The sequence below is a fragment of the Actinoplanes sp. NPDC089786 genome, from assembly GCF_040684855.1.
In the GTDB taxonomy this organism is placed as follows: domain Bacteria; phylum Actinomycetota; class Actinomycetes; order Mycobacteriales; family Micromonosporaceae; genus Actinoplanes.
The window spans coordinates 61,921-74,680 of the sequence record NZ_JBFBGU010000015.1 but is presented as its reverse complement, the minus strand read 5'-3'; the positions used below and the strand labels follow the sequence as shown (position 1 = coordinate 74,680).

At 69.8% G+C, this 12,760-nt stretch carries 14 protein-coding genes; 12 read left to right on the top strand and 2 right to left on the bottom strand.

What is annotated here, in order from left to right:
- The first annotated feature begins 47 nt into the window (after positions 1-47).
- From urtA to AB0O15_RS32380, 10 genes are all read left to right on the top strand, one after another.
- Positions 48-1,346 (top strand): urea ABC transporter substrate-binding protein, encoded by a 1,299-nt coding sequence (gene urtA / locus AB0O15_RS32425; protein WP_364326364.1) that lies wholly within the window; start codon positions 48-50, stop codon positions 1,344-1,346.
- 90 nt (positions 1,347-1,436) lie between these two features.
- Entirely contained in the window at positions 1,437-2,321 is an 885-nt protein-coding gene (urtB, locus tag AB0O15_RS32420) for an urea ABC transporter permease subunit UrtB (RefSeq protein WP_364326362.1), read from the top strand.
- Positions 2,318-3,412: an urea ABC transporter permease subunit UrtC gene (urtC, locus tag AB0O15_RS32415; RefSeq protein WP_364326675.1), complete on the top strand. Its 1,095-nt coding sequence runs from the start codon at positions 2,318-2,320 to the stop codon at positions 3,410-3,412. Before urtB ends, urtC begins: the two co-directional genes overlap by 4 nt.
- Positions 3,409-4,212: an urea ABC transporter ATP-binding protein UrtD gene (urtD, locus tag AB0O15_RS32410; RefSeq protein WP_364326359.1), complete on the top strand. Its 804-nt coding sequence runs from the start codon at positions 3,409-3,411 to the stop codon at positions 4,210-4,212. The genes urtC and urtD overlap by 4 nt, the downstream gene beginning before the upstream one ends.
- Before the next feature lies 1 nt (position 4,213).
- The gene (locus AB0O15_RS32405; RefSeq protein WP_364326356.1) at positions 4,214-4,897 is read left to right on the top strand and encodes an ATP-binding cassette domain-containing protein; all 684 of its coding nucleotides are present in this window, start codon (positions 4,214-4,216) and stop codon (positions 4,895-4,897) included.
- A 6-nt stretch (positions 4,898-4,903) separates the two neighbouring features.
- The gene (locus tag AB0O15_RS32400; RefSeq protein WP_364326353.1) at positions 4,904-6,631 is read left to right on the top strand and encodes a hypothetical protein; all 1,728 of its coding nucleotides are present in this window, start codon (positions 4,904-4,906) and stop codon (positions 6,629-6,631) included.
- A gap of 23 nt (positions 6,632-6,654) precedes the next feature.
- Positions 6,655-7,224 carry a TetR/AcrR family transcriptional regulator gene (locus AB0O15_RS32395; protein ID WP_364326350.1) on the top strand — a complete coding sequence of 190 codons (570 nt, stop codon included), beginning with the start codon at positions 6,655-6,657 and terminating at the stop codon, positions 7,222-7,224.
- Between the two features lie 8 nt (positions 7,225-7,232).
- Complete coding sequence (locus AB0O15_RS32390) at positions 7,233-7,796, top strand: TetR/AcrR family transcriptional regulator (protein ID WP_364326347.1); 564 nt, start codon at positions 7,233-7,235, stop codon at positions 7,794-7,796.
- Between the two features lie 44 nt (positions 7,797-7,840).
- The gene (locus AB0O15_RS32385; protein WP_364326345.1) at positions 7,841-8,233 is read left to right on the top strand and encodes a HupE/UreJ family protein; all 393 of its coding nucleotides are present in this window, start codon (positions 7,841-7,843) and stop codon (positions 8,231-8,233) included.
- Positions 8,220-9,239, top strand: coding sequence for a cation diffusion facilitator family transporter (locus AB0O15_RS32380; RefSeq protein WP_364326342.1), 1,020 nt, complete (start codon positions 8,220-8,222; stop codon positions 9,237-9,239). The genes AB0O15_RS32385 and AB0O15_RS32380 overlap by 14 nt, the downstream gene beginning before the upstream one ends.
- A gap of 119 nt (positions 9,240-9,358) precedes the next feature.
- Here the strand turns inward: AB0O15_RS32380 and AB0O15_RS32375 are convergent, their stop codons facing one another.
- Both AB0O15_RS32375 and AB0O15_RS32370 read right to left on the bottom strand, forming a co-directional pair.
- The gene (locus AB0O15_RS32375; protein ID WP_364326339.1) at positions 9,359-10,090 is read right to left on the bottom strand and encodes a hypothetical protein; all 732 of its coding nucleotides are present in this window, start codon (positions 10,088-10,090) and stop codon (positions 9,359-9,361) included.
- The gene (locus tag AB0O15_RS32370; protein ID WP_364326336.1) at positions 10,087-10,791 is read right to left on the bottom strand and encodes an ATP-binding cassette domain-containing protein; all 705 of its coding nucleotides are present in this window, start codon (positions 10,789-10,791) and stop codon (positions 10,087-10,089) included. The genes AB0O15_RS32375 and AB0O15_RS32370 overlap by 4 nt, the downstream gene beginning before the upstream one ends.
- 113 nt (positions 10,792-10,904) lie before the next feature.
- Between AB0O15_RS32370 and AB0O15_RS32365 the strand changes: the two genes are divergently transcribed.
- A complete protein-coding gene (locus AB0O15_RS32365) occupies positions 10,905-12,059 on the top strand; it encodes a histidine kinase (RefSeq protein ID WP_364326333.1) in 1,155 nt (384 codons plus the stop codon).
- A complete protein-coding gene (locus AB0O15_RS32360) occupies positions 12,056-12,724 on the top strand; it encodes a response regulator transcription factor (RefSeq protein WP_364326330.1) in 669 nt (222 codons plus the stop codon). Before AB0O15_RS32365 ends, AB0O15_RS32360 begins: the two co-directional genes overlap by 4 nt.
- Positions 12,725-12,760: the final 36 nt, after the last annotated feature.

Sequence of the window (12,760 nt, the reverse complement as noted above, 5' to 3'; positions counted from 1 at the left end):
GCACTACCCCGGCGTCACACCCCTTCCCCGGAACGGAGTTCTCACATATGTCCATCACCAGCAAGCGGCTACGCGCGCTCGTGGTCACGGGCACCATCGGGATGACCATGGCCCTCGTGCTCACCGGCTGTGGCGCCCGAGCCGGCGACGACACGCCCGGCGGCGGGTCGGCTGCGGCGGCCAGCTGCGTCGACTCCTCCGGCAGCACCATTAAGCTCGGCTTCCTCAACTCCCTCACCGGCGGCATGGCGATCTCTGAGAAGACCGTCTCCAATGTGCTGCACATGGCCGTCGACGAGATCAACACCGGCGGCGGCATCCTCGGCAAGAAGATCGAGTACGTCCAGGAAGACGGCGCCACCGACTGGCCCACCTTCGCGGAGAAGACTGAGAAGCTGCTCACCCAGGACTGCGTGGCCGCGATCTTCGGCGGCTGGACGTCGTCCTCTCGCAAGGCCGTGAAGCCGGTCGTCGAGAAGCTCAACGGGCTCTTCTTCTACCCGGTGCAGTACGAGGGTCTCGAGTCGTCGCCGAACATCTACTACACCGGTGCGACCACCAACCAGCAGATCATCCCGGCGATGGACTTCCTCGCCTCCAAGGGGGTGAAGAAGCTGTTCCTCGCCGGCAGCGATTACGTCTTCCCCCGCACCGCGAACGCGATCATCAAGCTCTACGCGGCCAAGCTCGGCATCCAGATCGTCGGTGAGGAGTACGTGCCCCTCGACAAGGACGACTGGACCAGCCAGGTGGCGAAGATCGTGGCGGCCAAACCCGATTTCGTCTTCAACACCATCAACGGCTCGTCGAACGTCGGCTTCGTCAAGGCGTACTACGACGCCGGCCTCACCCCCGCGACGACGCCGATCATCTCGGTGTCGATCGCCGAGGAGGAGGCGCCGGCCATGGGCCACGAGGTCACCGGCAACTACGCGTCCTGGAACTACTTCCAGTCGCTCAAGACCGACACCAACCCCAAGTTCATCAAGAGCTGGAAGGCCTACCCCAAGAGCAGCGGCGTCACCTCGGACCCGATGGAGGCCGCATACATCTCGCTCTACCTGTACAAGGCACTCGTCGAGGCGGCCGGCTCGTTCGACGTCAACGCGGTGAACGCCGCCGCGAAGAAGAACACCATCACGTTCGACGCACCGGAGGGCAAGGTCACGCTCGACGGCGAGAATCACCACATCTCCAAGCCGGGCCACATCGGCCGGATCAACGCCGACAACCAGTTCGACATCGTCTGGGCCTCCGACACATTCATCGAGCCCGACCCGTACCTCGAGGGCTACGACTGGTTCCCGGCGGACATCCGCAAGCAGCTCGTGGGCGCGGCCGGCTGATCGCCCGACCCCCACACGGACGCGGGGTCGCGTGTCGCCCGTGGCATGCGACCCCGCACTGCCCGCCCCTTTTACAGAGAGCGAACGCACGTGGACGTACTGATCCCACAGCTGCTGAACGGCAGCGCGCAAGGTGCGCTGCTCCTGCTCGCCGCGCTGGGCCTGTCACTCACCTTCGGCCAGATGGGCGTGATCAACATGGCCCACGGCGAGTTCCTCATGATCGGCGCCTTCACCGCCTACCTCGTCCAGCAGGTCATTGCCTCCAGCGACCTGTCGATCCCGGTCGCGCTGCCGGTCGCGTTCGTCGTCGCCGGCCTGTTCGGCCTCCTGCTCGAGGTCACCATCATCCGGTGGATGTACCGCAGGCCCCTCGACACCCTGCTCGTCACCGTCGGTGTCGGCCTGATCCTGCAGCAGGCGGCGCTGCAGATCTTCCCGTCCCAGGGCGTCCCGGTGGAGAAGCCCGGCTGGCTCGACGGGCAGCTGAACAGCTTCGGCTACAACTGGCCGCTGCGGCAGCTGTTCACCATCCTGCTCGCGGCCGTCTGCGTTGCCGCGCTGGCGGCCTGGCTCAAGTACACCTCGTTCGGCCGCCGCATCCGGGCGACCGTGCACAACCGGGACCTTGCCGAGACGACGGGGATCTCCACACGCACCGTTGACCGCCTGACCTTCTTCGTCGGGTCGGGTCTGGCCGGGGTCGCCGGCGTGGCCGCGTCGCTGATCGGCGGCACGAACTCCCAGATGGGCGCGCAGTACATCATCCCGGCCTTTCTCGTCGTCGCCGCCGGCGGCATCGGCCAGCTCAAGGGCACCATCATCGCCGCGTGGGCGGTGGGCGTCGTCCTCTCGTGCTTCGCCTACTGGACGACCGGCAGCTTGGCGCAGGTGCTCGCCTTCATCCTCGTGATCGTCTTCCTGCAGCTGCGCCCGCAGGGCCTGTTCACGGTGCGAACCAGGAGTCTGGTATGACCAAGCTGAAACCATGGCTTTCCCTCGGCGGCATCGGGGTGTTCGCCGTGCTGCTCCTCGCGGTCGCTCCCCTCGTGCTCACCGATCACTGGCTCAGCAACCTCGGCAAGTACTGCTGCTGGGCCATCGCCGCCGTCGGCATCGGCCTGGCGTGGGGCCGAGGCGGAATGCTCGTGATGGGGCAGGGGGTGTTCTTCGCCGTCGGCGCCTACGCGATGGCCATGCACCTCACGCTGGAGACCGCCGGCGACCGGGTCCCGGGTTTCATGGTGCTCTACGACCCGCTCGCGCCGCTCCCGGTGTTCTGGGAGCCGTTTCGCAGCGACGTGTTCACCCTGCTGGCGATCGTGCTGCTCCCGGTGATCCTGGCCGGCATCCTCGGCTACGCGCTGTTCAAGCGCGGCGTGAAGGGCGCGTACTTCGCGATCCTGTCGCAGGCGCTCGCCGTCGCGCTGGCCACCCTGATCAGCTCCACGATCCGTGAGACCGGCGGCGACACCGGGCTCAGCGACTTCAAGTACTTCTTCGGCTTCGTGCTGAACGACCCGGCAAACAAGATCATGGTGTACGTCATCGCCGCCGCGTTGCTCATCGTCTGCCTGCTCGCGGTGTGGCAGTTCTACCGCAGCCGCTTCGGTGAGCTTCTCGTCGCGACCCGGGACGCCGAGGAGCGCGTGCGTTTCCTCGGCTATGACCCGGCCAACGTGAAGCTCGTCGCCTTCGTCGTCTCCGCGCTGATGGCAAGCATCGGGGGAGCGATGTTCGTGCCCATCGTCGGCATCATCACTCCGGCCGAGATCGGCGCCGCCGCCTCGATCCTCATGATCGCGGGTGTTGCCTTCGGCGGCCGTGCCTCGCTCTTCGGCCCCGCGCTCGGCGCGATGGCGGTCGGATGGGGGCAGTCGAGCCTCGGTTCGACCTGGCCCGAAGGATGGGTCTACATCCTCGGTCTGCTGTTCATCGTCGTCATTCTCCTCCTGCCCAACGGGCTGTCGTCGCTGCCGGCCAGGTTCGCCGCAATGCGCCGGAGCCCTGAGCGGCAGCCCGCCCCGGCGATCGCCGCCGCAGAGCTCGAAGAGGTGAGGTCATGACCGACGCCTCGCTTGTTGTCACGGACCTCCATGTCGAGTTCTCGGGCTTCGTCGCGGTCGGCGGCGTCTCCTTCGACGCGCACCGCGGCGAGGTCCGGTTCCTCATCGGCCCGAACGGCGCCGGCAAGACGACCTGCATCGACGCCATCACCGGGCTGGTCCCGGCCACCGGGTCGGCCAGGCTCGGCGAGAGTGAGCTGCTCGGAAAGCAGGTGCACAAGGTCGTCCGCCTCGGCGTCGGCCGCACCTTCCAGACGGCGAGCGTCTTCGAGGAGCTCACCGTGCTCCAGAACCTCGACATCGCCGCCGGACTTCATCGCTCCTCGGCCTCGCTGCTGAGGGCCCGTCGTGGCACCGACGTGTCGATCGAGCATGCGCTGGAGGAGACCGGACTCGGCGGCGAGCTCGCCACGCCGGCCGGCATCCTGTCGCACGGCCAGAAGCAGTGGCTGGAGATCGCGATGTTGCTCGTGCAGGACGCGAAGGTGCTGCTGCTCGACGAGCCCGTCGCCGGCATGACCCAGGACGAGCGCACCGCGACCGGCGAGCTTCTGCAGCGCATCGCGGCGAAGCGGATCGTGCTCGTGGTCGAGCACGACATGGACTTCATGCGCCGCTTTGCCACGCGCGTGACAGTGCTGCACCAGGGCAAGGTGCTCTCGCAGGGCACGGTGGCCGAGGTTCAGGCCGATCCCCACGTGCAGGAGGTCTACCTCGGCACCGCGGGCGCCGCCACCACAGCCGCCATGTCGGTCGTACCCGAACCGCTTGGCGTGACGCAGAAGCCGAGGGAGGACTGACATGCTGGAGCTCACCGACATCGAGGCCGGCTACGGGCGCACGCGGGTGCTGCACGGCGTGACGGTGCCGTCCGGCAACGTTGTGGCCGTGCTCGGCCACAACGGGGCCGGCAAGACGACCCTGCTGCGTCTCGCGATCGGCCTCATCAAGCCGTCGAAGGGCCGCGTGGTGTTCGACGGCGAGGACGTCACGTCGCTCGCCCCCAACCAGCGCGTCGCCCGCGGCATGGCGTACGTACCGCAGGGTCAGCAGTCGTTCGGCCAGCTCACCACGCTGGAGAATCTGCAACTCGCCGCCGACGGACGCCGGGGCGGCAAGGCCCTCATCGACGCGCAGATGGCTCGCTTCCCCGCGCTGGAGCAGTTCGCCGCCCGGAAGGCGGGCCTGCTCTCGGGCGGGCAGCGGCAGCAACTCGCGATCGCCCGCGCCCTCATCACCGTCCCGAAGTTGCTGATACTTGACGAGCCGACCGAGGGCATCCAGCCCACGATCGTCGCCGAGATCGAGCACACCATCATGCAGCTGGCCGAAGAGGGCATCAACGTGTTGCTCGTCGAGCAGCACATCGGCTTCGCCCTGGAGGCCGCCGACCACTACGTCGTGCTCGCCTCGGGCCTCGTCACACAGACCGGAGAGGGCGGCAAGGCCGCCACCTCCACCGTGCGAGCCGCCATGGTGATCTGAGCCGGCATGACCCATGCCCGCAATGCCCTCGTAACACCGGACAGCGACGATTCCCCAACGCAAGGTGCCTTAGGGGATGCCACTGTGTCGACGGACAACGCTCGCGCGGCCGCAGAGGACAGCCTGGAGGACTACGCCTTCCGCTATGTGCCGCGAACGTTCCGGCGCTGGAGCGCGGCCTCCGTCGGTGCGACCGCCCTCGGGTCCATCGCGTTCCTCGCCGACTTCTCGATCGGCGCGAGCATCGGCATCGATCACGGCACCTCAAACGCCGTGCTCGGTATCGTGTTCGCGTCGGTCATCATCTTCATCGTCGGCGTGCCCGTCGCCTACTACGCCGCCCGCTACAACCTCGACCTCGACCTCATCGCCCGCGGCTCGGGATTCGGCTACTACGGCTCGATCATCACGACCGTTGTCTTCGCCGGCTTCACCTGCATCTTCTTCGCCCTGGAGGGCGCCATCATGGCGCAGGGCCTGCGGGTGGCGACGGGGACGCCGCTGTGGCTCGGCTATCTCATCTCGACCGTCGTCGTGATCCCGATCGTCATCTACGGCATGCGTGCGCTGGAGCGCCTGCAGTTCTGGACCACGCCGCTGTGGCTCGCCCTCGCCCTGCTGCCACTGCTGTGGATCGTCGTCTCCGACCCGGAGGCGGTGCGCGCCTTCACATCGTTCACCGGCAACTCCGACGGCTCGATCAGCCTCAGCGCAACAGTTTCGAGTGCGGCCGTGTGCTTTGCACTTACCCCGCAGCTGGCGGAGCAGATCGACTACATCCGTGCCATGCCGCCGCGCACGCCGTCGAACGCTCGGTCGTGGTGGACGTCGTTCGTGTTCGCCGGCCCGGGCTGGGTCGTCTTCAGCGGCATCAAGCAGGTGATCGGCGTGTTTCTCGCCGTCTATCTCCTGGTGAAGATCGATCCCGCTCTCGGACACCAGACGGCCGAACCGGTCAGGCAGTTCGTCGAGATGTACCGGACCCTCGTCCCCGACTGGCTCGCGATCGTTCTCGCCCTGGTGCTCATCCTGGTCGCGCAGGTGAAGATCAACGTGACGAACGCGTACTCGGGCTCGCTCGCGTGGTCGAACGTCTTCACCCGGATGGCGAAGCACTACCCGGGTCGTACGATCTTCGTCCTGTTCAACCTCGTGATCGCGTACGCGCTCATGATGCTGGACGTCTTCACCCTCATCTCCTTCGTGCTGAGTCTCTACGCGAACGTCGTCATGGCGTGGCTCGTGACGATCGCCACCGACATCGCGATCAACAAGTGGGTGCTGCGCATCTCGCCGCGTTTCCCCGAGTTCCGCCGCGGCATGCTGCACGACTGGAATCCGGTCGGGCTCGTGTCGGTCGGGCTCGCCTCGGTGCTGTCGCTGCTCGCGTTCGCCGGGCTGCTCGGCGCCGCCGTCAAGCCGTTCTCGGTGCTCATCGCGATCGGCGTCGCGATCGTGGCCACGCCGGTCACGGCCCTCGCCACACGGGGGCGCTACTACCTGCGCCGCCGCTCCGACGGCATCGAGTCCCCCCGGTTCGACGAACACGGCAACCCCTCGGGCGAGCGACTCCGCTGCCACGTCACCGGGTACACCTTCGAACGGCCGGATATGCTGGCCTCGGCCGAGAGAGGACCGCACGGCGAGGTCCAGTACGTCTCGTCGCTGGCGCTCGCGCTCGACGACTCCGATCGCTACGTGCTCCCGCCGGAAGTCACCGGGCCCCCGCACTGAGCGGCCGCCCGAAAGAGGGAGAAATGATGGAGGAGCCGGTCGACACCGCGACCGCGATTCTCGCGAGCGCCGCGGTGCTGCTGCGCGAGCGTACGTTCGACGACATCTCCTATCGGGCCCTCGCCGATGAGGTCGGCATCTCGGAGCGCACGATCTACCGCCAGTACCCCACGCGCGCTCACCTGCTCGCCGCCCTCTCGAACTGGATCGAGCAGACCTGCTTCCCGCTGCCGCCGTTCGTGACCGTGGCCGACTTCTGCGCCGCCGTGCACGAGCGTTTCCGGGCCTTCGACGCGTCGCCCGCGTACGCGTACGTCGGCGCACGGGCGTCCGCGATCTCGCCGACGCTCGACGCCGAGCCGGCCTACATCACGCGTGCGATCGAGGCGATGCTCGACGTGGCGGCGCCGACGCTCAACCGACGGGACCGGCGGCGGGTCGCGGCAGCCCTGCGCTACTTCTCCTCGGCGATGTTCTGGGCGCGGCTGCGCACGGGCTTCGACCTGGACGCCGGCGAGATATGCGACGCGTTCGACCGCGCCGTGAGCACCGTGCTCGCGAGGCTGCCCGACGCGACCTGGGCGAAGCCGTGACCGGGTCGATGGCCGTCCCGGCGCTGAGCGGCACGCAAGCGGCGATCCTCGGCGCCTACGCCGAACTGATCGAGGAGGTCGGCAGCGACGACGTGTCGTACCGGGTCATCGCGCGCCGGGCCGGCATCGCCGAACGCACGGTGTTCCGCAACTATCCCACGCGCGTCGACCTGCTGCTGGCGACCGCGGCGTGGATCGAGGCGACGCTGTTCGCCCGCGAGGAGTCGCATTCGATCTTCGACATTCCCCTCGCGATCCGTGACGCGATGCAGCGTTACGACGCGCGGCCGGAGCTCGCGCACGTCGTCGCCGAGACGGCGATGCGCGGCGTGAGCGGCGCGTCGCCGTCGCCCGGCCGGGCGCAGCTCGAGCGGCTGCTGGATGCCGAGGTGCCATCCCTCGACGCGGCGCAGCGCAGGGCGGTCATCGCGGCGCTGTCACACCTCGACTCCGTCGGGACCTGGGTGACGCTCCGCCGCGAGTTCGGTATGGACCAGCGAGACATCGCCGACGCCGCCGCGTGGGCGGCGGAGGCGGTGCTCGACGGCATCCGCGACCGTGTCACCCCTTAGTGGGGGCATAAGCACACCTCGCGGGGCGTTCGCGACCGCCGGTCGTGAGGCAGAGGGCAGTGCGGGCGGCGCATCCGGGCGAGCAGCAGCTGCGCTGCGGGGAAGGCGTCGTGTCGGTCGCATGCCGCTTTCAGGATGTGGAGGTTCCGCCGGGCGACATGATCGGACGGCTGGTGGCCTTCAACGTCGGGGTGGAGCTCGGCCAGTTCCTCTGCCTTTATCTGTTGTACCTGCTGGGTGACGTGAGGCGAACCCCGGCGGTGGCGGCGGGCCGAGCCGGTGCTGTTCGGCGGGCTGGTCACCGCGGGGCTGGCGCTGTCGCTGCTTCCGCACTGACCACTGCAGATGGAAGACTTGCGTTACTGCACGTCAGAGGCATTTACAGCGTTGTCGCGCGGGTGGTCGCGCCGCTACCGTCAAGGTATGACCGACCATGACCACGAGCACGGATGGCGGCACCGGCTCCGGCACGCCGTGACGCCACACTCGCACGACTCCGCCGACAAGGTGGACTCCGCGCTCGAATCCTCCCGTGAGGGCCTGCGGGCGTTGTGGATCTCCCTGGTGGTGCTGGGAATCACCGCGGTGACGCAGGCGGCGATCGTGGTGTTCTCGGGGTCTGTCGCGCTGCTGGGGGACACGCTGCACAACGTGGCGGACGCGTTGACGGCGGTGCCGTTGGGAATCGCGTTCCTGCTGGGGCGGCGGGCGGCGACCCGGGCGTACACCTATGGTTTCGGTCGTGCCGAAGACCTGGCCGGCGTCGTCATCGTCCTGGTGATCGTCGGCTCGGCCGTGCTGGCCGGGTGGACCGCGGTGGCGAGGCTGCTCGACCCGGAGCCGATGACCCACATCCCGTGGGTGCTGGCGGCCGGGGTGATCGGCTTCGTCGGCAACGAAGTGGTGGCCCGCTACCGGATCACCGTCGGACGGCGGATCGGATCGGCGGCGCTGGTGGCCGACGGGCTGCACGCGCGGACCGACGGGTTCACGTCGCTGGCCGTGGTGCTGGCCGCCGGTGGCGCGTGGCTGGGCTGGTCGTGGGCGGACCCGGTGGTCGGCCTGGCCATCACGGTCGCGATCCTGGTCGTCCTCAAGGATGCCGCGCGCGAGGTCTATCACCGGCTGATGGACCGGGTCGACCCGGAGATCGTCGACCGGACCGAGCGGGAACTGCGTGGGCTCGAGGAGGTCCGCGACGTCTCGGGGCTGAAGCTGCGCTGGATCGGCCACCGCATGCACGCTGAGGCGTCCATCGTGGTCGATGCCGGCCTGAGTCTGCTGTCGGCGCACCGGATCGCCGCCGACGCCGAACATCAGCTGACCCACCGGATCCCGCGGCTGGCCGGGGTGACCGTGCATGTCGATCCGGACACCTACGCCGGCGACGGGCACCACGTGGCGCTGTCGCACGAGCATCGGCAGCACGTCGCCGATCGCTAGCGCCGGTCGGCGCCGAAGCGGGCCTGTTCGCCGGCCTCGGCGTCCATGGCGGCGGCGTGGCGGTGGCCTTGGGAGTGCTCGCCCGCGCTGATCGCGGCTTCCGATGGCCGATCCGCTGATCATGTGACGTCGCGGCGGGTCGTGGTCAGTACGGCCGCGGCGGTGAACGCGGCCGCGTACCCCAGGAGAACGAGCCCGGCCACCCACTGAGCCGGACCGTCGGTGGCGGTGGGCAGCCGGTCGAGGGCGGAGCCGAGAGCGAACGGCAGCCATTTCCGGGCGTCGCCGATGAGCTGTCCGACGAGTCCTTCGATGAGGGCGAGCCAGGCCAGGGCGGTGGCGATGGCACCGATCTGGTTGGTGATCAGGGCGCCGACGCCGAGCCCGAGAGCGGCGAAGACAGCGTTCCAGGCGATGCCGCCGGCCACCGTACGCCAGAGATCGGTGTTGTCGAACTGGATGGTCTCACCGCGCACCGTCAGCCACACCGCGGTCGAGCTGAGCGCGCTGATCGCGGCGGCGAGGCCGAACCCCAGGCCGGCCGCGGTGTAGACGGCGAGTTTGGCCAGCACGACGCGGGCACGGCGGGGGACTGCGAGGTAGGTGTCGGAGACGGTGCGGTGCCGGTGCTCGCCGGCCACCGCGGTGATGCCGAGGACCAGCGTGAACAGCGACACCAGGCCGAGATGGGCGACGGCCTGCTGCTGGACGACCGGGTCGGCGAGATTGTCGCCACGCAGCATCAGCCCGCTGACGCCGAGCACGATGATCAGCTGTGCGGCGGCGAGCAGCAGCCAGGCACCGCGGGTGGTGCGCAGCCGGAGCCATTCGGCGGCCAGGATCGCGGTCATCGGGTGCTCCCGGTGGTGAGGCGCAGGAATTCGCTCTCGAGGCCGGCGGGTCCGGACAGGTCGGTGAGCGGGCCGGCGTAGCGGACGGTGCCGTCGTGGACGATGACGACCCGGTCGGCGGTCTGGGCGACCTCGGCCAGGACGTGGCTGGAGACGACGATGGTGCGGCCCTGGGCGGCCAGGTCGCGCAGCAGACCGCGCAGCCAGGCCATGCCGGCGGGATCGAGGCCGTTGGCGGGTTCGTCGAGGACGAGTACGGGTGGGTCGCCCAGCAGCGCGGCGGCCAGGCCGAGGCGCTGCCGCATGCCCAGCGAATAGCCGCCGACGCGCCGGTCGGCGGCGGCGCTGAGGCCGACCTGGTCGAGGACGACGCCGACCCGGGCGTCAGGGAGGTCGGCGAGGCGGGCGGCGACGCGCAGGTGCTGGCGACCGGTGCGGCCGGGGTGCGCGCCGGACGCTTCGAGCATGGCGCCGACCGTACGGCGGGGATGGTCGAGGTCGGCGTAGTGGCGCCCGCCGATCAGCGCGGTGCCGCCGGACGGCCGGATCAGGCCGAGGATCATGCGCAGGGTGGTGGACTTCCCGGCGCCGTTGGGACCGAGGAAGCCGGTGACGCCCGGTGTCAGGTCGACGGTGAGCCGGTCGACGGCGGTCACCGGCCCGAATCGTTTGGTGAGGTCGCGTATCGCGATGTCGGTCATGACGCTCACCCTCGCGGGCCGGGCCGCCCGGTGTCGTCACCTGCCTGGGGCATCGTGAAGATACCGCGGTCGCGGTACGCCGCGGCCCGCGCTCCGGCCATACGGTGTTCGGTGTGAACGTCATCGGCCGACTCCGCCACCGCGCTCGCTACCGGCCGCACCTGGCCGACCTGGTCGTGGCCATGACCGTGCTGCTGGTGACGTTGCTGACCACGACCGCGCCGGGCCATCTGCGCGACGGGCCGGCCCTGGCCGCCGCCGCGATCGCCTGCGGTGCCCTGCTGGTGCGGCAGCGGCTGCCGTACGCCACGCTGGTGGTCAGCACGGTGGCCGCCGAGGTGTATCTGGCGTGGTACCAGAATCTGAACGGCATGCTGATCCTGGCCGCGCCGCTGTTCGCGCTCTACACCGTGGCGGAGCTGTCCGAGCGCCGGTGGGCGCTGCTGGCCGGGATCCTGCTGGTGCTGGGCGTCGGGATGTTCCACACGGTCGGCGTGCCCTCGCGGGTCCTCGGCCCGGAGAATCTGGCCCTGGCCGCGCTCGGCGCGCTGGCGGTCGCGGCCGGCACGGCGGCCCGACACCGGCGGCTCTACCTGGCCGAGGTGGAGCGGCGGGCCCGCGACGCCGAACGAGACCGGGGCACCGAGACGCGCCGCCGGCTCACCGAGGAACGGCTGCGGATCGCCCGGGACCTGCACGACAGCGTCGGTCACCACCTCGCGCTGATCACCGTGCAGGCCGGGGTCGCCCAGCACACCGCGACCGGCGCCGATCCGGCCATGCGCCAGACCCTGACCGGCATCCGGCAGAGCAGCAAGGCCGCCCTCGAGGAACTCCGCGAGTCGGTCGGGCTGCTGCGCGGGCCGGGTGACGACCCGGTGCCGCGGCAGCCCGCCGCCGGGCTGGACGAGCTCGACGATCTGCTCGACCGCTTCCGTGGCGCGGGGCTGGACATCGCCTGCCACCTCGGCGGTGACGGCGGGCGTCTGCCCTGGGCGAGCGATCACACCGCGTACCGGATCGTGCAGGAAGCTCTGACCAACGCCCGTAAACACGTAGGCCCGGTGGCGGTCACCGTGTCGCTGCGCCACGACCCGGAGGCGGTGACCGTCATCATCGACAACGACGGCCCGGTCCGGCCCGGCCGGGACGGGCACGGCATCACCGGCATGCGGGAACGGGTCACCGCGCTCGGCGGCACGTTGCTGGCCGGCCCACGGCCGGACGGCGGGTTCCGGGTCGCCGCCGTGATTCCGGTGCTCAGATGATCCGCGTCGTCGTGGCTGACGACCAGCCGTTGCTACGCGCGGGTTTCGCCACCCTGATCGGTTCCGCGCCCGACCTGTGCGTCGTCGGCGAGGCCGGCCACGGCGACGACGTGCTCGCCCTCGTCCGCGCGACGCCGGTGGACGTCGTGCTGATGGACATCCGGATGCCCGGGATGGACGGGCTGGAGACCACCCGCCGGATCACCGCGGACCCCCGCCTCGCCGCGGTGCGCGTGCTGGTGCTGACCACCTTCGAGATCGACGAGTACGTCTTCGCCGCGCTTCGTGGCGGCGCCAGCGGCTTCCTCGGCAAGAGCGCCGACCCCGCCGACCTGCTCGACGCCGTCCGGATCGTGCACCGGGGCGAAGCCCTGCTCACCCCGGCCGCGACACGCAGCCTGATCGCCCGCTACCTCGCCCGGCCCGAGCGGGCCGACCCGCCGGACACCGCCCGGCTGGCCGCGCTGACCGACCGGGAACGCGAGATCCTCGCCGTGGTCGCCACCGGCCTGACCAACGACGAGATCGCCGACCGGCTCACGCTCAGCCCGCACACCGTGAAGACCCACGTCAACCGCACAATGGCCAAGCTCGGCGCGCACGACCGCGCCCAGCTCGTCGTCATCGCGTACGAGACCGGGCTGGTCCGCCCCGGCCGGGCCTAACCGGACGGCTTGGACCGCAGTGTCGTACCCGTTGAC

What these genes read in the sequence shown, in the direction of transcription:
- urtA (WP_364326364.1), top strand. Translation starts at nt 48, where the DNA reads ATGTCCATCACCAGCAAGCGGCTACGCGCGCTCGTGGTCACGGGCACC.
- urtC (WP_364326675.1), top strand. Translation starts at nt 2,318, where the DNA reads ATGACCAAGCTGAAACCATGGCTTTCCCTCGGCGGCATCGGGGTGTTC.
- urtD (WP_364326359.1), top strand. Translation starts at nt 3,409, where the DNA reads ATGACCGACGCCTCGCTTGTTGTCACGGACCTCCATGTCGAGTTCTCG.
- AB0O15_RS32405 (WP_364326356.1), top strand. Translation starts at nt 4,214, where the DNA reads ATGCTGGAGCTCACCGACATCGAGGCCGGCTACGGGCGCACGCGGGTG.
- AB0O15_RS32400 (WP_364326353.1), top strand. Translation starts at nt 4,904, where the DNA reads ATGACCCATGCCCGCAATGCCCTCGTAACACCGGACAGCGACGATTCC.
- AB0O15_RS32395 (WP_364326350.1), top strand. Translation starts at nt 6,655, where the DNA reads ATGATGGAGGAGCCGGTCGACACCGCGACCGCGATTCTCGCGAGCGCC.
- AB0O15_RS32390 (WP_364326347.1), top strand. Translation starts at nt 7,233, where the DNA reads ATGGCCGTCCCGGCGCTGAGCGGCACGCAAGCGGCGATCCTCGGCGCC.
- AB0O15_RS32380 (WP_364326342.1), top strand. Translation starts at nt 8,220, where the DNA reads ATGACCGACCATGACCACGAGCACGGATGGCGGCACCGGCTCCGGCAC.
- AB0O15_RS32375 (WP_364326339.1), bottom strand. Translation starts at nt 10,090, where the DNA reads ATGACCGCGATCCTGGCCGCCGAATGGCTCCGGCTGCGCACCACCCGC.
- AB0O15_RS32370 (WP_364326336.1), bottom strand. Translation starts at nt 10,791, where the DNA reads ATGACCGACATCGCGATACGCGACCTCACCAAACGATTCGGGCCGGTG.
- AB0O15_RS32360 (WP_364326330.1), top strand. Translation starts at nt 12,056, where the DNA reads ATGATCCGCGTCGTCGTGGCTGACGACCAGCCGTTGCTACGCGCGGGT.